Here is a 20,680-nt window from a genome sequence, read left to right on the forward strand (position 1 = left end):
TATTAAAAAGTACATTTTGGTGCAGAAAGGTAACAACCCACCCAGGGCGGCCCCAGGACGGGGCAACCAAACGTGGCACTCAGTGACACTTGGCAACTGTGAGAGAATCCCCGGCCACCGCGGCCCGGCAACGGGCTCGTCACCCCACCGGCAACAGCCCCTAGAGGAACCGATGAAAGCAGTGTCAGCAGAGGACCCGCGCACCGCATCGCGCTACGCCATGATCCGTCAGGTCTTGCGCGACGCCATCCTCCAGGGCACCGCCCTGCAGGGCCTGGTACTGCTGGAAGCGCCCCTGGCGGAACTGTTCGGCACCAGCCGAGTGCCGGTGCGCAAGGCCCTCGATCTGTTGCACGGCGAAGGGCTGATCAGCCGTTTTGACGGCCGCGGCTACCTGATCAACCCCCAGGGCCTGGAGATCGAACCGCTGCGCCTGCCCCTGAGCCATGCCCACCTGGGGCTGGCCAGCGACGAAGAACTGGTGGACACCCGCCCCCTGGGGGAACGGATCTACGAAGAATTGGGCAGTGCCCTCTCCACCTGCATCGCCTTCGGTCACTTTCGCCTCGACGAACAGGCCGCAGCCGAGCACTACGGCGTCAGCCGCGCGGTGGTCCGCGAAGCACTGATGCGCCTGCGCGATCGCGGCCTGGTGGAAAAGGAACCCTACTCCCAATGGCTGGCCGGACCGCTGACCGCCCGGGAAGTCACCGAAGACTACGAACTGCGCGCCTGCCTGGAACCCGAAGCCCTGCGCCAGAGCGCGCCGGGCCTGGGCCGCGAACGCCTGGAACAGATGCTGGAACGGGTGACCCAGGCGCAACAGGCCGAGCACTGTGGGCTGGAGGCCCTGGAACGCCTGGAAGAAGACCTGCACCAGCAATGCCTGGGCGGCTTGCAGAACCGCAAGATGGCGGCGCTGATCCGTCAGGCCCAGAGCCCGATGATCATCAACCGGATCTTCTACCGCCTGCTGGGCATCGGCGCCGACCCGGCGATGCTCGCCGAGCACCGACTGATCCTCGAACTGCTGCTGCACGGGGCCTACGACGCTGCGGCCCTGAACCTCAGAGAACACCTGCAACGCGCCCGCCAGCGCATGTTGCAACGCCTCAAAGTGCTGTCGGTGCTCCCGGAACCGGAACTACCCGGCTTCCTCAGCAAAATCAGCTGAGCCCTGTAGCCGCTGCCGAGCCCGCGAGGCTGCGCAAAGGTCCGCAGGACCTTGCCTGGCGATCGCCTGCCAAACCTCCAGCGGCCCTCAGAACCCCGCGTCCCTGCGGGCCGTTCGCAGCCTGCGGCAGCGCCTACAGTGCGTTGCGCTTTACCAGGCTGAGGTCGGGGACGGTGCTGCGGCGCTGGCTCAGGTAGCGGGTGCAACTGACCCGCAGGAAGGAGGCGAAATTCACCACTTCGCCGCGGTAGTCCATGACCTCCTCATACAGCTTGGCAATCAGCTGGTTGGTGGTCATGCCGTCCACTTCGGCGATCTCGCTGAGAATGTCCCAGAACTGGTTTTCCAGGCGCAAGGTCGTGACCACGCCACAGATGCGCAACGAGCGGGAACGGGATTCGTAGAGAATCGGGTCGGCTTTGACGTACAGCTCGCACATGGCGTGGCCCTCGCTTACAGGGTGATTTTGGTGCCCAGCAGGCCCAGGAAACCGGCCAGCCAACTGGGATGCGCCGGCCAGGCCGGGGCGGTGGCCAGATTGCCTTGAACATGGCCTTGGGTCACGGGGATATCGATATAGGTGCCCCCTGCCAGCCGAACTTCCGGGGCGCAGGCCGGGTAGGCGCTGCATTCGCGGCCTTCGAGGATGCCGGCCGCCGCCAGCAGTTGCGCGCCGTGGCACACCGCGGCAATCGGCTTGCCGGCCTGGTCGAATTCCCTGACCAGTTGCAGGACCTTTTCGTTCAGGCGCAGGTATTCCGGGGCACGGCCACCGGGGATCAGCAGGGCGTCGTAATCGCTGGACTTCACTTGGGCGAAATCGAAGTTCAGGGCAAACAGATGGCCCGGCTTTTCGCTGTAGGTCTGGTCGCCCTCGAAGTCGTGGATCGCCGTGCGCACGGTCTGCCCGGCGCTCTTGTCGGGACACACCGCATGCACGTTGTGACCGACCATCAGCAGGGCCTGGAACGGCACCATCACTTCGTAGTCTTCGACGTAATCGCCAACCAGCATGAGAATCTTTTTCGCGGCCATGGAGTGGACTCCTTTCAGTGAAAGACGGGGGCGCAAGGAGTATTCAAGGTAGCCCCAATCCACCGGCCCGGGTAATAACCCGGTACTACAGCGACAACTGTACGGACAACTCTGCACCCAGCTGTAGCACCAGGATCGCGCGGCTTTATGGCTAGATGCAGGCACCTGTGTCCCTGTACGAATTCTGGTAGCCATCATGTCCTCGCGCGAAAACACCGGCATGGCCCTCGGCCTGCTGGGTGTCATCATTTTCAGCCTGACCCTGCCCTTCACCCGGATAGTGGTAGAGCAGATGCACCCCTTGCTCAACGGCCTGGGCCGCGCGCTGTTCGCGGCGATCCCGGCGGCCTTGCTGCTGCTCTGGCGCCGGGAAAGATGGCCGACCTGGAAGCAGGTCAAGGGCCTGAGCGTGGTGATTCTCGGGGTGATCCTCGGCTTTCCAGTGCTTTCGGCCTGGGCCATGCAGACCCTGCCCGCGTCCCACGGCGCCCTGGTCAATGGCCTGCAACCGTTGTGCGTGGCGCTGTATGCGGCGTGGCTGTCCCACGAACGGCCGTCGAAGGCCTTCTGGGCTTGCGCCGCCCTGGGCAGTGCGCTGGTGCTGGGTTATGCGCTGCTCAGTGGCGCGGGCAGCATCCAGGCCGGTGATGTGCTGATGCTCGGGGCGATTGCCGTCGGCGGCCTGGGTTATGCCGAAGGGGGCCGGCTGGCGCGGGAGATGGGTGGCTGGCAGGTGATCTGCTGGGCTCTGGTGCTGTCCACGCCGCTGCTGATCGGACCGGTGTGGTACCTGGCGGTGCAGCACCAGGGGGCGATTTCCATGAGGACCTGGTGGGCCTTCGGCTACGTTGCGCTGTTCTCGCAGTTCCTGGGTTTTTTCGCCTGGTATGCCGGGCTGGCCATGGGCGGAATTGCTCGGGTGAGCCAGATCCAGCTACTGCAGATCTTCTTCACCATCGCCTTTTCCGCCCTGTTCTTCGGTGAACAGGTGCAGCCCATTACCTGGGTGTTCGCGGTGGGCGTGATCCTTACCGTGGTCCTGGGGCGCAAGACCGCGGTGCGCCCGGCCACACCGCTGCCCACGCCGCCGGCCAGCCCTCAGCCGAGGTAACCGTCGGCCTTGAGCAGGGTTTCCAGGCAGTGTTCGCTGATCTGGTAGAAGGCCTTGAGCTCTTCGATCCTGGCCAGCAGCTGGCTGGGATCCTGCGGTTCGGCACGCTTGACCGCCAGAATCATCTTGTTCTTGTTGGTGTGCTCCAGGGAGATGAATTCAAAGACCTTGGTTTCATAACCGCAGGCTTCGAGGAACAGCGCCCGCAGGCTGTCGGTGACCATTTCCGCTTGCTGCCCCAGGTGCAGGCCGTATTGCAGCATCGGCTTGAGCAGCAGCGGGCTCTGGATCTGCTGGCGGATCTGCTTGTGGCAACACGGCGAGCACATGATGATCGCCGCGCCGGAGCGGATACCGGTGTGGATCGCGTAGTCGGTGGCGATGTCGCAGGCGTGCAGGGCGATCATCACTTCCAGCTGGCTGGGGGCCACGCTGCGCACGTCACCGCACTTGAACACCAGGCCCGGGTGCTCCAGGCGCTGCGCGGCGGCGTTGCACAGGGTCACCATGTCTTCACGCAACTCGACGCCGGTGACTTCGCCCTCGGCCTTGAGGGTGTTGCGCAGGTAGTCGTGGATGGCGAAGGTCAGGTAGCCCTTGCCGGAGCCGAAGTCCGCCACCCGCACCGGCTGGTCGAGCTTGATCGGCGAGCTGCCCAGGGCGTGGCTGAAGACCTCGATGAACTTGTTGATCTGCTTCCACTTGCGTGACATCGCCGGAATCAGCTCATGCTGCTTGTTGGTCACCCCCAGGTCGGCGAGAAACGGCCGGCTGAGGTCGAGGAAGCGGTTCTTCTCCCGGTTGTGCTCGGCGGACGGCGCATCGCGCTGGGTTTGCGGCTTGCCCTTGAACAGCGAACTCTTGCCCTTCTTGCTGTATTCGAGCTGCACTTCATCGGTCAGGGTCAGCAGGTGGGCGTTCTTGAACGCAGCCGGCAGCAGCTCGGCGATGGCGGCGATGCCTTCGTCCAGGGAGAAGTTCTTGGTGATGTCCCGGGTCTTGTAGCGATAGACGAAGGACAGGCACGGCTGCTCCTTGACCGTCAGTTGCTTGATGATCAGGCGTTGCAGGTCCGCCTCCGGGCCCACGTGCTTGGCCAGTACCAGCTTGATAAAGGCGTTCTGCGTGAGGCTGGTGTCGAGCAGTTGCAGGAACTGGGCGTGATGATCCGGCGCGGGGCGGGCGGAAGGTGCGGTAACAGACATGGGGGCGGGAGCCTCGGGCGATGCGCGGTGTCGATCAGGGAATGGCGGGTATTTTAGGGAGCAAGCCCCGCCGGGGCACGAAGTTATTCACCCGACGGTAAAAAATCCTCGCCCGAGGGCGGTGCAAGGCTCAAGGAGCTGTTCGCCGGCGAGCCGGCTCCTACAAGAACAACACCGGTATCGCACCGCTGTAGGAGCTGGCTTGCCAGCGAAGGCGTCCCCAAGGGCGGTGCAAGGCTCACGGGCCTCTTCGCCGGCAAGCCGGCTCCTACACAGGTAGCACGCCATAGTCCCCAGCTGGGTGGGTCAGTTGAGCACCACCAGGCGGTTGGGCAATTCGTTGCGTACCTGGGTCAGGGGCACATGGGTCTTGAGCAACTCGCCGCTGGCTTCAATGCAATCAAGGAAGCCCTGCAGGGTCTGGCCTTGCCGGACCTGCTGGGTAAAGGCCTGGACAATCGCGTTCCAGTTCTTGTTGTCCAGGCGCCTGGAGATGCCCTCGTCCACCAGGATCTCCACATAGCGCTCGGCTTCGCTGACAAAGATCAGCACCCCGGTGCCGCCCACGGTGTGGTGCAGGTTCTGTTCGAGGAACTGGCGCCGGGCCAGGTTGGAAGCGCGCCAGTGACGCACCGATCGCGGAATCAGCCGGGTGGTGACCCGCGGCAGGCGGAACACCAGGCACAGCACGATAAAGGTCGCCCACTGCGCCAGCAGCAACAGGTGCATGTTCAGCCAGCCGGTGGCGTAGTGCACCAGCCCCGGCACCACCAGCGCCAGCAGGCTGGCCCAGAGCAGCGGGATATAGGCGTAGTCGTCGGCCCGGGCCGCCAGCACCGTCACCAGTTCGGCGTCGGTCTGCTGTTCCACCCGGGCGATGGCTTCGGCCACCTGCCGTTGTTCGAATTCACTGAGTAATGCCATGTCGTTGGATTTCCGCTTTTTATTGTCAGTTACCAGCCGCCGGAGGAACCGCCGCCGCCAAAGCTGCCGCCGCCACCACTGAAGCCGCCCCCGCCGCCGGAGCCACCACCAAAACCGCCGAAGCCACCGCCTCCGCCACCGCCGCGCCCGCTGGTGGTGGTGATCAAGCCGAGCGCCTGCGCCACCATGATCACCAGGATGAACAGCAGCACCAGGAAGATGAACAGCCACGGGTGACGCTGGACAAAATCGTCCTGGTCGCTGCTCTGGCCGCCGCTGTCATAGGCCGTGGCCGGCTCGTCCAGCGGCGTGCCGCCGAGCACCAGGAGCATGGCCGAAACCCCGTCGCTGATGCCCTTGCTGAACTGCCCGGTCTTGAACGCCGGGGTGATCACCTGGTTGATGATCACCGAGGCCTGGGCGTCGGTCAGGCGCTCCTCCAGGCCGTAGCCCACTTCGATGCGCAGCTTGCGCTCGTCCCGGGCGACGATCAGCAGCGCGCCGTTGTTCTTGTCCTTCTGGCCGATGCCCCAGTGGCGCCCCAACTGGTAGCCGAACTCCTCGATGCTGACGCCTTGCAGGTTCGGCAGGGTCACCACCACCAACTGTTCGCCGGTGGCCTGTTCGTGGGCTTGCAGTTGCCGAGTCAGCAGGGCGCTGATGGTCGGCTCGATCATCTGCGCGTCGTCCACCACCCGCCCGCTCAGGGCCGGAAACCTCAGCTCGGCCTGGGCCGAGACCGCAAAGACCCAGAGCAACAGCACCAGGCCAATTTTATAGAGTCGCATCAGCACCTCATCCTTAATGTTTGTCCGCGTGTGCTACCAACTGCCGGACGCCCCGCCACCGCCAAAACTGCCGCCGCCCCCGCTGAAACTGTCCGAGCTTGAACTGGAGCTGGAGCTGCTGGAGTCGAACCAGTCGAACGCACTGCTGCTCGAACCGGTGTCGCGCTCGGCCCTGGTTTCGCGCCTGGCCGAATCGCCGCTGGCAACAACCGGCGAGTCATCGCCGCTGCGCCATTGGGTCAGGAACCCGAACAACGGTACACCGACGAACACCAGGTAGAACAACCTCTCGAACCACCACATCCACTCGATGTCCTGGTACCAGCTTTTCTCCACCGAGCGGTACACCAGCATCGGCCGGTCGGTGGACGACAATACGCTCACGATGGACGTGGCCCCGGCAATGATCCCCGAGGAATACAGGTCGTCCTTGAAGTACGGAATGATCGAACCATCGATGATGAAGTGGGCCACCATGTCGTTGAGCCGCCCCTCCAGGCCGTAACCGACCTCGATCCGCACCTTGCGATCGTCCTTGGCCACCAGCAGCAGGACGCCGTTGTTCTTGTCCTTCCGGCCGATCCCCCAGTGCCGGCCCAACTGCAGGCCGAACTCCTCGATGCTATGGCCACCCAGGCTCGGCACCGTGGCCACCACGACCTGGTCGGTGGTGGTCTGCTCGAGCCGCTCCAGCATCTGCGCCAGGTAGACCTGCGCCGATGGCGTGAGCAACTGGGCGGTGTCCACCACCCGCCCGGTCAGCTTGGGAAACAGGCGTTCAATCGGTGCCGCTGTCGCAGTGGTCGGTGCGGGCTCGACCTGGACAGCGGGTTGCGACGAACGCAACGGCACCCCATCCGTGGGTGTGGGCCCGGGTGGTTGCGCCAGTACGGCGCCACCCACCAGCCAAAGCCACAGCAGCGCGCCTTGCAGCACGCGCCGCCCGTGGCTCATCAGAATTTGACTTGCGGCGCTTTGTCGGCGTCGGGGCTGGTGGCCTCGAAGGATTCACGCACCGGCATGTCGCTGTACATCAGGCTGTGCCACAGGCGGCCGGGGAAGGTACGGATCTCGGTGTTGTACTTCTGCACCGCAAGGATGAAGTCGCGACGGGCCACGGCGATGCGGTTCTCGGTGCCTTCAAGCTGGGATTGCAGGGCCAGGAAGTTCTGGTTGGCCTTGAGGTCCGGGTAACGCTCGGAGACCACCATCAGGCGGCTCAGGGCACCGCTCAACTGGTCCTGGGCCTGCTGGAACTGCTTGAGTTTTTCCGGGTTGTCCAGGGTGCTGGCGTCCACCTGGATCGAGGTGGCCTTGGCCCGCGCCTCGATCACCGCGGTGAGGGTCTGCTCTTCGTGCTTGGCGTAGCCCTTGACGGTTTCCACCAGGTTGGGGATCAGGTCGGCGCGGCGCTGGTACTGGTTCTGCACCTGGCCCCAGTCGGCCTTGACCTGCTCGTCCAGGGTCGGAATGTTGTTGATGCCGCAGCCGCTGAGCAGGCTGGTAAGCAGCAACAAGGCAGCGATGGGCCAGCTCGAACGCAGGCTTTGAGTGATGTTCATGGGTGAGGCTCCTTGCACAACCTGATTGAAATGAAGCTTTTGCCCGCTTTCACACATCCTGTGGGCAAAATCTGCCTGCGCCACTGGAATGCATCGGGCTGATGGGCTAAAAGATGCCCAGCGCGAAAAAGAGTTCAGAAATAAGGCGGTGTGAAAACGTCGCGAGTGAAGGCAAGACAAGGCAAAAACAGGCGAGGAAGCGGAGTGTAGGAGCCTACATGAGCATTCCGAGCCTGTTTTTAACGCCGTATTGCCGAACGCAGCAGTTTTCACATGGCCTGAAGTGTGCGGGAATTATCTGAACAACAATAGTCGCTCCCTAAATTTTGGCTGTTCGACGCGTCACTCATGCGTCGGTCTTGAGCCCTTGAGAACAATATTCATGAAGAAGCTGTGTTTGCTGGGCCTGCTGGTCAGCCTGGCCAGTCACCCTGTATTGGCCGAAACTGCCCCGGTCCCCCTGGAAAACAAAGAAGCCTTTATCAGCGACCTGCTCAAGCGCATGACCCTGGAAGAGAAGATCGGCCAGCTGCGGCTGATCAGCATCGGCCCGGAAATGCCCCGCGAGCTGATCCGTAAGGAAATTGCCGCGGGCAATATCGGCGGCACCTTCAACTCCATCACCCGCCCGGAAAACCGGCCGATGCAGGACGCGGCCATGCGCAGCCGGCTGAAGATCCCGATGTTCTTCGCCTACGACGTGATCCACGGCCACCGGACCATCTTCCCCATCAGCCTGGCCCTGGCCTCCAGCTGGGACATGGATGCCATCGGCCGCTCCGGGCGCATTGCCGCCAAGGAAGCCAGCGCCGACAGCCTGGACATCACTTTTGCGCCGATGGTCGATATCTCCCGCGATCCGCGCTGGGGCCGTACCTCCGAAGGCTTTGGCGAAGACACCTACCTGGTCTCGCGCATCGCCAAGGTCATGGTCAAGGCCTACCAGGGCCAGAGCCCGGCCCTGCCGGACAGCATCATGGCCAGCGTCAAGCACTTCGCCCTGTATGGCGCGGTGGAAGGTGGTCGCGACTACAACATCGTCGACATGAGCCCGGTGAAGATGTACCAGGACTACCTGCCGCCCTACCGCGCGGCGATCGACGCCGGTGCCGGCGGGGTGATGGTGGCCCTGAACTCGATCAACGGCGTGCCCGCCACCTCCAACACCTGGCTGATGAACGACCTGCTGCGCAAGGAGTGGGGCTTCAAGGGCCTGGCGGTGAGCGACCACGGGGCGATCATCGAACTGATCCGCCATGGCGTCGCCAAGGACGGACGTGAAGCGGCCAAACTGGCGATCAAGGCCGGCATCGACATGAGCATGAACGATTCGCTGTACGGCAAGGAGCTGCCGGGGCTGCTCAAGTCCGGCGAGATCGAACAGAAGGACATCGACAACGCCGTGCGTGAAGTGCTGGCCGCCAAGTACGACATGGGCCTGTTCAAGGACCCGTACGTGCGCATCGGCAAGGCCGAGGACGACCCCGCCGACACCAACGCCGAAAGCCGCCTGCACCGCAGCGACGCCCGGGATATCGCGCGACGCAGCCTGGTGCTGCTGAAGAACCAGAACGACACCCTGCCACTGCAGAAAACCGCGAAGATCGCCCTGGTGGGCCCGCTGGCCAAGGCGCCGATCGACATGATGGGCAGTTGGGCCGCCGCCGGGGTGCCGGCGCAATCGGTGACCCTCTACGACGGCATGCGCAATGTACTGGGAGACAAGGCCCAACTGGTGTACGCCCGGGGTTCCAACATCACCGCCGACAAGAAGGTGGTGGACTACCTGAACTTCCTCAACTTCGATGCCCCGGAAGTGGTGGACGACCCGCGCACGGCGCAGCAGATGATCGACGAAGCGGTGAAGGCCGCCCGGCAATCGGATGTGATCGTGGCCGCGGTGGGTGAATCCCGGGGCATGTCCCACGAATCCTCGAGCCGCACCGACCTGCACATTCCTGCCAGCCAGCGCGACCTGATCAAGGCCCTCAAGGCCACCGGCAAGCCACTGGTGCTGGTGCTGATGAATGGCCGGCCGCTGTCGCTGCTGGAAGAAAACCAGCAGGCCGATGCGATCCTGGAAACCTGGTTCAGCGGCACCGAAGGTGGCAACGCCATCGCCGACGTGCTGTTCGGCGACTACAACCCGTCGGGCAAGCTGCCGATCACCTTCCCCCGCTCCGTGGGGCAGATCCCCACCTACTACAACCACCTGACCATCGGCCGGCCGTTCACCCCGGGCAAGCCGGGCAACTACACCTCGCAGTACTTCGACGACACCACCGGCCCGCTGTTCCCGTTCGGCTATGGCCTGAGCTACACCAGCTTCAGCCTGTCGGACATGGCCCTGTCCTCCACCACCCTGAACAAGAGCGGCAAGCTCGACGCCAGCGTGACGGTGAAGAACACCGGCAAGCGTGACGGCGAAACCGTGGTGCAGCTGTACATCCAGGACGTGGCCGGCTCGATGATCCGCCCGATCAAGGAATTGAAGAACTTCCAGAAAGTCATGCTCAAGGCCGGTGAAGAGAAAGCCATTCACTTCACCATCACCGAGGACGACCTGAAGTTCTACAACGCGCAGCTCAAGTACGCCGCAGAGCCGGGCGACTTCAATGTGCAGATCGGCCTGGATTCCCAGGACGTCAAGCAACAGAGCTTCGAACTGCTCTGAGCCTGCCAGCGGCCGGCGCAGGACCTGCGCCGGCCGACTCCTTCTGTAATCCCCACAATCGCTGCAATATCTGTCGCCGCTGCCGAGCCTGCGAGGCTGCGCAAAGGTCCGCAGGACCGTGCTTGTCGATCTCCCGCCAAACCTCCATCGGACTCACGACCGCCGCGACCGCTTCGCGCTCGTTCGCAGCCTGCGGCAGCGGCCACAACCAGCCGTGTCAGCCGTGACAGTCAGCCACGTGAGTCAGCCGCGCCGATCCAGCAGGTTGACCACCAGACGGTCGACCCAACCCCAGATCCGCTGCTTGATCCGCCGCCACAGCGGTCGCTTGCGCCACACCGCCAGGCTGACTTCCTCGCTCTGGGCAAAGTCGGCGTCAAAACTCGCCACCACTGCCTGGGTCAACGCAGGGTCCAGGGCTTCCAGATTGGCTTCCAGGTTGAAGCGCAGGTTCCAGTGGTCGAAGTTGCACGAGCCCACGCTCACCCAGTCGTCCACCAGTGCCATCTTCAGGTGCAGGAAACGCGGCTGGTACTCGAAAATCCGCACCCCGGCCTTGAGCAGGCGCGGGTAGTAGCGGTGCCCGGCATAGCGCACCGCCGGGTGGTCGGTGCGCGGCCCGGTCAGCAGCAGGCGTACGTCGAGGCCGCGGGCCGCCGCCTTGCGCAACGAACGGCGCACCGACCAGGTGGGCAGAAAATACGGGGTCGCCAGCCAGATGCGCCGCTGCCCGCTGCTCAGGGCCCGGATCAGCGAATGCAGGATGTCGCGGTGCTGGCGGGCGTCGGCGTAGGCCACCCGGCCCATGCCCTCGCCGGTATCGGGCAGGCGCGGCAGGCGTGGCAGGCCGAAATCGGCACCGGGCTTCCAGGCCCCGCGATACAGGTTGGCGCTCCATTGCCGGTCGAACAGCTGCTGCCAGTCGCTGACCATGGGGCCGGCAATCTCCACCATCACCTCATGCCAGTCGCAGCTGTTGTCCTCGGGCTTCCAGAACTCATCGGTGACTCCGGTGCCGCCCACCACCGCCAGGGCCTGGTCCACCAGCAGCAGCTTGCGATGATCGCGGTACAGGTTGAGAAAGCCCTGGCGCCATTTCAGCCTGTTGTAGAAGCGCAGCTCGACACCGGCCTCGGTCAGGCTGCGGCGCAGGGCCTGGGTAAAGGCCAGGCTGCCGTAGTCGTCGAACAGGCAGCGCACCCGCACCCCGCGCTGCGCTGCCTGCACCAGGGCCTGGACCATGGCCTCGGCGCAGGTCCCGGCTTCCACCAGGTACAGCTCCAGTTCCACCTGGTACTGGGCGCGGGCAATGGCCACCAGCATCCGCGGGAAGAACTGCGGGCCGTCGATCAGCAACTCGAAGCGGTTGCCTTCGCGCCAGGGGAACACCGCTGCGCGCATGTCAGCGCGCCGTGAAGATCAGCACCGCACCCACCGGCACCGAGAAACTGATGGCCGACAACCCGGCCATCTTGCGCAGGCTGTCGAGGCCGGGGGCCAGGTTGAAGTCCTCGGCGTTGAGCACCAGAGGTTCCAGGGTCACCACCTGGAAGCGCCGGTCATCCAGGCGGGTGGCCAGCAATTCGGCGTTGTAGGTGTGTTCCTCGCCGTGCAGGGCGACGGTGACCGGCAGCAGCAATTCGATCTGTGCGCCGGGGGCCAGGTCGTTGATCGGTCGCAGGTTGATCTGTGCACTGATCCGCGCCTCGGGAAACTGGGCGATCTGGAACAGTTCCTGGCGCATGCGCTCATCGCGCAAGGGAATCCCGCTGCTCACCGACTCCAGTTCGATCTGCAACTGCGCCTGGCCCTTGCCATCGACCTTGCCATGCAGCACCAGAAAGCGCTGGACCTCGGAAACACTGGCGTTCTTGGTGGTGACGAAGGACACGCGGGAAGATTCGTTGTCCAGGTACCAGTTGGCCTGGGCCGGCAGGGCCAGTACCCCGAGCAGGCTGAAAAGAAGGCGGATCGGCGTACGCATGCAAGCTCCCATGAACAGAAGGCGCCACCTTAACCGCCCGCCAGAAGGCTGGCAAACGTCACGGCAGGCGGCGCAGTAGAGCTAGAAGCGGTAGGTATAGTTCAGGTAGAAGCGTTCGGCGCTATGGCTGATGATGCCTGCCGGTCCTCTGGAGAGGCTCTGGCGCTGGATGCCATCGGGCTCGCCGTGGGTACGAAAGCGCCCGTGCAGCCAGGCGACATCGAGCCCATCGAACCAGCCGTCGAAGGCATAGCGCAGCACGCTCTGAAATTCCCGGCGAGAAAAACCTGCGTAGCCTTTGGCGTGATTGGAGGCAGCGTAGTGCATATCCAACTTCAGCCGCGGCAAGCCGAAGTCGGCGAAATCCATGCCTCCCAGCAGCTTGAACATCTCCTCGTCCTGCAGGCCGAAGTAGTAGAACAGCTTGCCGCTGCTGTTCCAGGTGCCGTTGTCCTGGGCGAAGAAGGTGCGGTCATAGTCGTCACCCCAGACCTTGTTCCAGGTCAGCCCGGCGTAGTAGCGGCTGAACCGGTACTTGAACAGCAGATCCAGATGCCGAGCATCGTGAGAGCGCTCCGCCTCATACAGCCCGCGCACGCCGGAATACTCGAAGCGCTTGCCGGCATCCTGTTGGCGCCCCCAGATGGCATACACATCGATGCCGCGCTCGGGGGCCAGTTCGAAACTGTGGGTCAGTTTCACCGAGGACGCGCGCAGGTAGTCCCGGGCCACGCCGTATTCAAGCTGCAGGTTGCTGCCACCAGGCAACACATGACCCAGGGCATAGAGCCGCAGGTCATCGATCCTCTGCCCTCGATAGTTGCGCAGGTCCTGGCTCCAGCCCGAGTCGTTGCGCGGGCTGAAACCGTCGATGCGGCTGAAGTTCAGGCTCAGCGCGCCACGCTCGTAGCTCAGGTCCTGGCCCAGGGTGGCCGCCGGCAGGATGCGCGAATAGCGATCGTCGCGGTAAAGCTGGTATTGCCGGCTTTTTTTCCCCACTCCGGCGCTGAAGGTTCCGGCTTCATCCACCCAGCGCCCACGCAGGTACAGTTCGAGGGGCTTGGCGATGCCATGGGGCTGCTGCACGCTGCGGTCGGCTCGCAGGTTGCTGATGTTGTTGGCGTCTCGCCCTACGTGCAAGGCATCGGCCAGGCCATAGCTGTAGTCGAGCCCCAGCACCTCGCGGTACCAGCCGGAACTGAAGCTGAACTGGGTGGCCTGTACCCATTCATCCCGGGTCGGACCGAACCCTCCCCCGTCGTTTTCCTTCCAGTAGGACTGGCTGTAACGCAAGGACCTGCGGCTGTCCTCGAAAAAGCCCTCGGCCAAGGCCCCACCGGCCACCAGACAACACAACAGCCCGCTCAGATAACGTTGCTCAGCCCGCATGAGATCACCTGTTCTTATTATTGGAATTGGCGTCATGGCCGCCGAAGGCGGACCAGGCTTCATTCTCGGAGCAGCGGGGCAAAGGGCAATGGGCACTGGTTCCGCAGAATGGAACCCGGTGTCTGAGGAGAGCGTTGTCCGCGCAGCACGATCAGGGCAGCCGGAATGCCCGAGCGGGAGGTTTCAGGCGATGTCTTTCTGCACCTGCTCGACGGTTTCCGCCAGTAGCCACAGGTGGCGGTTGCGCACCTGTTCGACACAGGCCAGGTCCCGCGGCCAGTGCAGGGCGATACTGCCGATCACCCGGCCTTCGGCCTGCAGCGGCAAGGCCACGGCGCGGATCAGGAACGGCAGGCGCACCGGGTATTCCCAGTGCCCTTCGGTGCGCTGGCCGAACCCCAGGTGCTGGGATTCCAGGCACTGTTGCCGGGCTTCGGCCGGCACCTGCTCCTGCTCGGCCAGACGCTCGACTTCTGCACTGGCCAGGGCCCCCAGGCAGGCCTTGCCCATGGCCGAATGAAACAGGCTGGCATGCTGGCCGACAATCCGGCTGTTGCTCGGGTAGCGCTTGCGCAATACCTCGGGCACCGCACTTTCCAGGACCTCCAGGCTCTCGCCGTCGAAGCTCGACAGGTCGGTGACCAATCCGGTACGTGCACTCAATTCCAGCAACCAGGGCGCCGCCTGCTCCACCATCTGGCGCTTGAAGCGCTGCCGGCTGTCACCGAACAGGCTCCGGGCGCTCAGGCGGTAGCGCCGGTCACTCAGGCCTCGATAGATCCAGCCCTGTTCCTGCAGGGTCAGCAGCATGCGCGATACCGTGGCCTTGGCCAGGCCCGTCAGGTAGTGCAGCTCCTCCAGGCCCAGGGCCTGGTGCTGGCCGATCAGCTCGACAATGGCCAGGGCCCGCTCCACTGAGCGCACGCTGCCGGTTTCTACCTTGCTGGCCATAGTCCGAGCTCCCTGACTGAGGAAAAGGTTTTACCCAGCAAGATGCGGGCCTGCGGACCTTGGCGACCACACCCCTTTGATTACCGCAGGTTGCCCGGCGGCCGCTGCCGCACCCACTGCGTCAGCTGCTCATGGGCGTAAGCCAATTGCAGCACGGCGTGGTCGGCCTGGGCCGGACCGATGATCTGCAGCCCCATGGGCAAACCGGCCAGGTTGAAACCCACCGGAATGCTGATACTGGGCAAGCCGGCCAGGGTCGGGCCGATCACCACTTCCATCCAGCGGTGGTAAGTGTCCATTTCCTGCCCATCGATCTGCCGCGGCCAGGCTTGCCGTGCATCGAAAGGGAACACTTGGGCGGTGGGCAGCAGCAGGAAATCGTAATGCTCGAACAGGCGCTGCAACGCGCGATACCAGTCGCTGCGGCTCTGGGAAGCGCGATACACATCCGCCGCGCTCAGCTTCGCCGCGCCCTCCACTTCCCAGCACGCTTCCGGCTTGAGCCAGCGGCGCTTGTCCGGGTCGTCGTACAGCGCCCCCAGGGAGCCCTGGACCACCCAGTGGCGGTGTACCAGCCAGCAATCCCAGAGCTGGGCCAGGGAAAAGTCCGGCTGGCAGCTTTCCACCTCGCAGCCCAGGCTGGCGAAATCCCCGAGGGCCTTTTCGCACAGGCCCAGTACGCCCTGCTCCATGGCCAGGTAGCCGTTGTAGTCCCCCAGCCAGCCCAGGCGCAGGCCCTTCACATTTCGTTGCAGCGCCGCCTCCGGTTGCGCCGATGGGTCCTTCAGCGATAGAGGCGCCCGGGCGTCAAACCCGGCCTGGGTACCCAACAGCCGCGCCACGTCGGCCACCGTGCGCCCCATGGGACCTTCGGTGGCCAACTGCTGCACGAACAGTTCCGGAGTCGGGCCGAACGGCACCCGGCCCTGGGAGGGCCGCATGCCGAACACGTTGTTGAAGGCTGCGGGGTTGCGCAACGAGCCCATCATGTCGCTGCCGTCGGCCACCGGCAGCATGCGCAGGGCCAGAGCCACCGCGGCCCCGCCGCTGCTGCCGCCGGCACACAGGGTGCTGTCGTAGGCGTTGCCCGTGGTGCCGAACAACTGGTTGTAGGTATGGGAGCCCAGGCCGAACTCGGGCACGTTGCTCTTGCCGACGATGATCGCGCCACTGGCCCGGACCCGCGCCACGCTGATGGCATCCTGCTGGGGCACATGCTCGGCAAACAGCGGCGAACCCATGCTGGTGGTCATCCCGGCGGTGGCCGCCAGGTCCTTGATCGCCTGGGGCATGCCGTGCATCCAGCCCATGGACTGGCCCTGGGCCAACTGCCGGTCTCGCTCGTCGGCCTGCTCCAGCAGGGCCTCGGGGTCCCCCAGCGAGACCAGGGCATTGACCAGTGGATTGCAGCGCTCGATCTGCGCCAGGTAGGCCTGCATCACTTCGCGGCAGGACAGCTCGCGGGCATGGATGGCCCGGGACAGCGCCAGGGCATCCAAGTCGACAATCGACGCATTGATCGATGGTTCTGCGGGGTTGATCAAGACTCACCTCCCAGGCTCACGGCATCGGGTTTTTCGTCTCTGACCGCGTCATACATGCAGTAGGTACCCAGCAGGCTGAGGACCGAGGTCAGCAGGACATAGAAGGCTGGCGCCACCGGCGTGGCCATGACCTTGCTCAGCCAGGTCACGATCAACGGCGCAAAGCCACCGAACAGCATGACCGTGACGTTATACGCCACCGACACTCCGGTGGAGCGCACCTCGATGGGAAACTGCTCGGCCAGGGCCGTGGGGCCGGGGCCGAAGAAACCGCCGATGGCCCCGCAAAGCAGCATCTGCATCACCAGCAGGCGCTCGATGGATGGCGCCGCAGCGACCCACACATACAAGGGATAGACCATGACAAAAAACGCCAGGGTGAACGCCATCAGCACTGGACGTCGCCCAATGCGATCCGACAAGGCCCCGGCAAAGGGAATCACCAGGGTCATCAGGGCCACGGCGAACATCTGCACCAACAGCACCTGATCCAGGGGCAGGCCGAGGTTGGTGTGGGCAAAGGTCGGCATGTTCACCAGCACCACATAAAAGGACACGGTGCCCCCGCAGCACATGCACATGGACACCAGGATCGCTCGGCGATAGGCCGATACCACCTGCCACAACCCGGGCCCTTTGCCACGCACCTGCTTGCGTGCCTCGACAAAGGCTTGCGGCTCTTCCATGTACTTGCGGATCCACAGCCCCACCGGACCGATCAGCAGGCCGATCACGAATGGCAGGCGCCAGCCCCAGAGTTCCAGGGTCTGGGGCGAGAAGAAATGGGTCACCGCCGCCACCATCGCCGCCCCGCTGAATACCGCCAGGCACTGCCCCACCAACTGCCAGGAGCCGTAAAGGCCCTTGCGGTGGGGCGGCGCACTCTCCACCAGGTAGGCCGTGGCGCTGGCGTACTCACCACCGGTGGCAAAGCCCTGGAGCATGCGTGCTACCACGATCAGCAGCGGCGCTCCGATACCGATGGCCGCATAGTTGGGGGCGAACACGATCATCGCGATGGCCAGGGTCATCAGTTGGATGATCACCAGCATCGCCGCCTTGCGGCCCCTGCGATCGGAATAGATCCCCAGCAGCACACCGCCCACCGGGCGCATGAAGAAACCCACGCCGAAGGTGGCCAGGGCCATCAGCAGCGAGGTGTATTCGTCTTCCGCGGGAAAGAACTGGCGAGCGATGAAGCTGGCGAGAAAGCCGTAGACGATGAAGTCGTACCATTCCAGGGCGTTGCCGACCACGGCGGCAACCACCTGCCGGGTCCTGGAAACAGAGGGAGTCGAGACGCTCATGGGATGTTCCTTGGAGACTTTTGAGCCTTCTGGCGGGCTCGCTAAAGTGCCGGGCGCCTACAACACGCCCGGGGCAGTCAGGGACACAGGAACAGGAAGGGTCAGGACGGTTTGAGCCAGCTTTCCGCCAGGGCGCCCCAATAGGCCGCGCCGGTGAGGAGGATGTCGTCGTTGAAGTCGTAACCCGGGTTATGCACCATCGGCTGGGCCACGCCGTTGCCGATGAACAGGTAGCTGCCCGGGCAGCGCTGCAGCATCCAGCCGAAGTCTTCGCTGCCCATCAGCTTCGGCGTATTGCCGTTGACCGCCTCGGCCCCCACCAGCTCGACACCGATCTTGCGGGCGAACTCGGTTTCCTCCGGGCTGTTGACCAGCACCGGATAGGCCGGGCGATGCTCGATACTGACCGAGCAACCGAAACTCTCGGCCTGGGTGCGGATAATGGCCTTGACCCGCTCCAGCATCTGCTCGCGCACCGGTGCGTTGAGGGCCCGCAGGCTCAGGCGCAGCAGGGCCTGCTGGGGAATGACGTTGGCCGCCTCGCCTGCTTGCAGGGCCCCTACGGTGACCACCGCGGCTTCCTGGGCATCGATGTTGCGCGCTACCACTGTCTGCAAGGCCATGACCATGCTCGCCGCTGCCATCAGCGGGTCTACCGTCAGGTGCGGCATGGAGCCATGGCCGCCGACGCCTTCGACTATCACGTTGAGCAGGTCCTGGGAGGCCATCATCGGCCCCTCGCGAAAGCCCAGGTGCCCGGCCGGCAGCCCCGGCATGTTGTGCAGGCCAAACAGGGCATCACAGGGGAAACGCTCCAGCAGGCCGTCGGCAAGCATGGCCTCGGCGCCACCCTGGCCCTCCTCCGCCGGCTGGAAGATCAGGTTCAGGGTACCGTCGAACTGCCGGGTCGCCGCCAGGTAACGGGCCGCCCCGAGAAGTAGGGTGGTGTGGCCGTCATGCCCGCAGGCGTGCATGCAACCGCTGTAGCGGCTGCTGTAGGGCACCCCGGTGTTCTCGATGATCGGCAGGGCGTCCATGTCGGCCCGCAGGCCCAGGGTGCGGGGGCTGCTGCCGTTGCGCAGCACCCCTACGACGCCGGTCCGGCCCACGCCGGTGTGCACTTCATAACCCCACTCTTCAAGGCTGCGGGCCACCAGCGCCGCGGTGCGGTTTTCCTCGAAACCCAGCTCGGGGTGGGCGTGAATGTCCTGGCGGATGGCCCGCAGGTCGCTGGCGACATCGTTGAGCCAGGCAAGAATGTGCTGGTGTCGGGTCATGGCGTATCTCCTCTGGGCCGGGTGGGTTCCCGTTCTTTTTTTCGGAGCGCTGCACGAGGGCCAGGGCGTGCTCGAAGCTCTGCGTCAGATAACCGCGAGCCGGGGCACAGGACAATCAAATGTGGTTCCACTGGATGGAACACAAAGCTGCCGCCATCGTTTCGACCCCGGTCAGGGGTCCAGGCGGCAACCTTCACGGGCACTGCGCCAGACCGCGCTATGGGTGCGCCCCAGCGCGCTGGCGGTGACACGACGGGGCTGCGGCTCATCGAGAAAAGCGCTGGTGGGCAGGTACTGGCGCACGTAGGCGCGGCAGTAGTCGGCAGGTTGTTGCATGACGTAACGGCAGGAGCAGTACTCCTTGGCGGTGTAGGCCCCGAGGATGTCCGGGAAGGCCTGCAACGCCACCCGCTGCTGCCAGCCCCAGCCCAGCAGCAGGAGCAGCCCGAGCGCCAGCAGGCTGAGCAGCGGACGCCGACGGATCAAGGGCCAGGGCTTCATGGCTGCTCCGGCGTGGCGAAGGCGGCCAGCACCCGCTTGAGCAGTTCATTGTGCTGGTAGCTGCCGTCACGGTCGTCGCCATAGCGCACGATCACCAGGCGCTGCGCCGGCAGCACATACAGCGCCTGGCCCCAGTGTCCCAGCGCGCCGTAGGTATCGGCGGGGGCATCCGGCCAGGGCCGTGGCGCCCCGTCCACCTCGCGGTTGAGCCACCAGTGCCCGCCCGCCACGGCCACGTCCTGGTTGGCCCGATAGCCACGAAAGGGCGTGCGGCAGAATTCGACCCAGGCCTTGGGCAGCAATTGCCGGTCGCGCCAACGGCCATCGCGCTGCATCAGCAGGCCAATGCGAGCCAGATCGCGGGCCGTCAGGTAGAGGTACGAGGAAGCGACGAAAGTGCCAGCAGCATCCCGCTCCCACACCGCCTGGGTGATACCCAGGGGTTCGAACAGGGCACGCCAGGGATAGTCCGCATACTGCCCCTCCCCCACCATGCCCCGCAGGCTGGCCGCCAGCAGGTTGCTGTCGCCGCTGGAATAGCGAAACACCTGGCCCGGCGGGCCGGAGGCGGTCTGTTGCGCGGTGAAGGCGGCCATGTCCCGGTGCCCGCGGGTGTAGAGCATGGCCACCACCGAAGAGTTGAGAGGGGCGTATTCATAGTCTTCCTGCCAATCCAGGCCCGAGGCCCAGTGCAGCAGGTCCGCCAGGGTGATGTCGGGATGGGCCTCGAGCGGCGGGTAGAACTTCGCCGCCGGGTCCTGCAACTGGAACCGCCCCTCGCCAAAGGCCACCCCCAGCAGCACCGCCAGCAGGCTCTTGCTGGCGGACCAGGCGAGATGGGGCGTCTGTGGCCCGGTTGCCCCGGCGTAGCGCTCGTAGAGCAGTCGACCGTCGCGGATCACCAGCAAGGCGTCGGTGCGAATGCCCTGGCGGGATTCATCGTCCCGGGGCACAAAGGCGTATTCCTCCAGGGCCTGCAGCGCCGGGCCGCTGGCTGGCGTGCCCTGGCTCCATTGCAGCGCCGGCCACTCCTCGGCCCGGGCCGGCAGGCTGAGTAATAGAAGCAGGGCCAGCAGCAACCAAGCTTTGGGCATGAAGGACACTCGAGAGCCGTCTGGGGCCGAGCCTATTGCGGGCACATGACCGTTTCGCGACAACCTTCGCCGGCAAGCCGGCTCCTACAGGGTTGGGCGAATATTCGATAGGGCGCGAGAACCGCTTCTTGTAGGAGCTGGCTTGCCAGCGAATGCGGTT

Annotated in this window: 19 protein-coding genes; 3 read left to right on the forward strand and 16 right to left on the reverse strand. The window is 64.7% G+C overall.

Annotated elements, in window-relative coordinates; genetic code table 11:
* Nucleotides 1-172: 172 nt before the first annotated feature.
* On the forward strand, nt 173-1,174 hold the full coding sequence (locus tag ACUXVH_RS17175) for a GntR family transcriptional regulator (RefSeq protein WP_011059702.1): 1,002 nt from the start codon (nt 173-175) through the stop codon (nt 1,172-1,174).
* Between the two features lie 133 nt (nt 1,175-1,307).
* On the opposite strand, the gene ACUXVH_RS17180 is transcribed toward ACUXVH_RS17175, so the two are convergent.
* Nucleotides 1,308-1,613, reverse strand: a complete 306-nt coding sequence (locus ACUXVH_RS17180; RefSeq protein ID WP_011059701.1) for a ribbon-helix-helix domain-containing protein — start codon at nt 1,611-1,613, stop codon at nt 1,308-1,310.
* Between the two features lie 14 nt (nt 1,614-1,627).
* Nucleotides 1,628-2,209, reverse strand: coding sequence for a DJ-1/PfpI family protein (locus ACUXVH_RS17185; protein ID WP_011059700.1), 582 nt, complete (start codon nt 2,207-2,209; stop codon nt 1,628-1,630).
* A gap of 196 nt (nt 2,210-2,405) precedes the next feature.
* Between ACUXVH_RS17185 and ACUXVH_RS17190 the strand changes: the two genes are divergently transcribed.
* Nucleotides 2,406-3,320 (forward strand): DMT family transporter, encoded by a 915-nt coding sequence (locus ACUXVH_RS17190; RefSeq protein ID WP_065364435.1) that lies wholly within the window; start codon nt 2,406-2,408, stop codon nt 3,318-3,320.
* Here the strand turns inward: ACUXVH_RS17190 and ACUXVH_RS17195 are convergent.
* The 5 genes from ACUXVH_RS17195 to ACUXVH_RS17215 all read right to left on the reverse strand — a co-directional run bounded on the left by ACUXVH_RS17195 (nt 3,308) and on the right by ACUXVH_RS17215 (nt 7,799).
* Nucleotides 3,308-4,525, reverse strand: coding sequence for a class I SAM-dependent methyltransferase (locus ACUXVH_RS17195; RefSeq protein WP_015634453.1), 1,218 nt, complete (start codon nt 4,523-4,525; stop codon nt 3,308-3,310). The two genes, ACUXVH_RS17190 and ACUXVH_RS17195, sit on opposite strands and share 13 nt — an antisense overlap.
* 306 nt (nt 4,526-4,831) lie before the next feature.
* On the reverse strand, nt 4,832-5,449 hold the full coding sequence (locus tag ACUXVH_RS17200; RefSeq protein ID WP_041116364.1) for a TPM domain-containing protein: 618 nt from the start codon (nt 5,447-5,449) through the stop codon (nt 4,832-4,834).
* 29 nt (nt 5,450-5,478) lie between these two features.
* Nucleotides 5,479-6,237 (reverse strand): TPM domain-containing protein, encoded by a 759-nt coding sequence (locus ACUXVH_RS17205; protein WP_065364436.1) that lies wholly within the window; start codon nt 6,235-6,237, stop codon nt 5,479-5,481.
* 33 nt (nt 6,238-6,270) lie between these two features.
* Nucleotides 6,271-7,191 (reverse strand): TPM domain-containing protein, encoded by a 921-nt coding sequence (locus ACUXVH_RS17210; protein WP_065364437.1) that lies wholly within the window; start codon nt 7,189-7,191, stop codon nt 6,271-6,273.
* Entirely contained in the window at nt 7,191-7,799 is a 609-nt protein-coding gene (locus ACUXVH_RS17215; protein WP_011059694.1) for a LemA family protein, read from the reverse strand. Before ACUXVH_RS17215 ends, ACUXVH_RS17210 begins: the two co-directional genes overlap by 1 nt.
* A 382-nt stretch (nt 7,800-8,181) precedes the next feature.
* On the opposite strand from ACUXVH_RS17215, the gene bglX reads away from it, so the two are divergent.
* A complete protein-coding gene (gene bglX / locus ACUXVH_RS17220; protein WP_053156707.1) occupies nt 8,182-10,473 on the forward strand; it encodes a beta-glucosidase BglX in 2,292 nt (763 codons plus the stop codon).
* A gap of 243 nt (nt 10,474-10,716) precedes the next feature.
* On the opposite strand, the gene ACUXVH_RS17225 is transcribed toward bglX, so the two are convergent.
* The 9 genes from ACUXVH_RS17225 to ACUXVH_RS17265 form a co-directional block, all read right to left on the reverse strand.
* Nucleotides 10,717-11,874 (reverse strand): phospholipase D-like domain-containing protein, encoded by a 1,158-nt coding sequence (locus ACUXVH_RS17225; RefSeq protein ID WP_065364438.1) that lies wholly within the window; start codon nt 11,872-11,874, stop codon nt 10,717-10,719.
* Between the two features lies 1 nt (nt 11,875).
* Nucleotides 11,876-12,457, reverse strand: coding sequence for a YceI family protein (locus ACUXVH_RS17230; protein WP_011059691.1), 582 nt, complete (start codon nt 12,455-12,457; stop codon nt 11,876-11,878).
* 81 nt (nt 12,458-12,538) lie between these two features.
* On the reverse strand, nt 12,539-13,846 hold the full coding sequence (locus ACUXVH_RS17235) for an OprD family outer membrane porin (RefSeq protein WP_103290492.1): 1,308 nt from the start codon (nt 13,844-13,846) through the stop codon (nt 12,539-12,541).
* 183 nt (nt 13,847-14,029) lie between these two features.
* On the reverse strand, nt 14,030-14,797 hold the full coding sequence (locus ACUXVH_RS17240; protein WP_015634445.1) for an IclR family transcriptional regulator: 768 nt from the start codon (nt 14,795-14,797) through the stop codon (nt 14,030-14,032).
* 80 nt (nt 14,798-14,877) lie between these two features.
* Nucleotides 14,878-16,341: an amidase gene (locus tag ACUXVH_RS17245; RefSeq protein ID WP_065364440.1), complete on the reverse strand. Its 1,464-nt coding sequence runs from the start codon at nt 16,339-16,341 to the stop codon at nt 14,878-14,880.
* Nucleotides 16,338-17,648 carry an MFS transporter gene (locus ACUXVH_RS17250; protein ID WP_011059687.1) on the reverse strand — a complete coding sequence of 437 codons (1,311 nt, stop codon included), beginning with the start codon at nt 17,646-17,648 and terminating at the stop codon, nt 16,338-16,340. Before ACUXVH_RS17250 ends, ACUXVH_RS17245 begins: the two co-directional genes overlap by 4 nt.
* 101 nt (nt 17,649-17,749) lie before the next feature.
* Nucleotides 17,750-18,925 carry a M20 aminoacylase family protein gene (locus tag ACUXVH_RS17255; RefSeq protein WP_065364441.1) on the reverse strand — a complete coding sequence of 392 codons (1,176 nt, stop codon included), beginning with the start codon at nt 18,923-18,925 and terminating at the stop codon, nt 17,750-17,752.
* Between the two features lie 171 nt (nt 18,926-19,096).
* The gene (locus ACUXVH_RS17260) at nt 19,097-19,426 is read right to left on the reverse strand and encodes a hypothetical protein (protein ID WP_011059685.1); all 330 of its coding nucleotides are present in this window, start codon (nt 19,424-19,426) and stop codon (nt 19,097-19,099) included.
* Nucleotides 19,423-20,520, reverse strand: a complete 1,098-nt coding sequence (locus ACUXVH_RS17265; protein ID WP_065364442.1) for a serine hydrolase domain-containing protein — start codon at nt 20,518-20,520, stop codon at nt 19,423-19,425. The genes ACUXVH_RS17260 and ACUXVH_RS17265 overlap by 4 nt, the downstream gene beginning before the upstream one ends.
* Between the last annotated feature and the right edge of the window lie 160 nt (nt 20,521-20,680).

It is taken from the genome of Pseudomonas sp. 8(2025) (assembly GCF_052665325.1).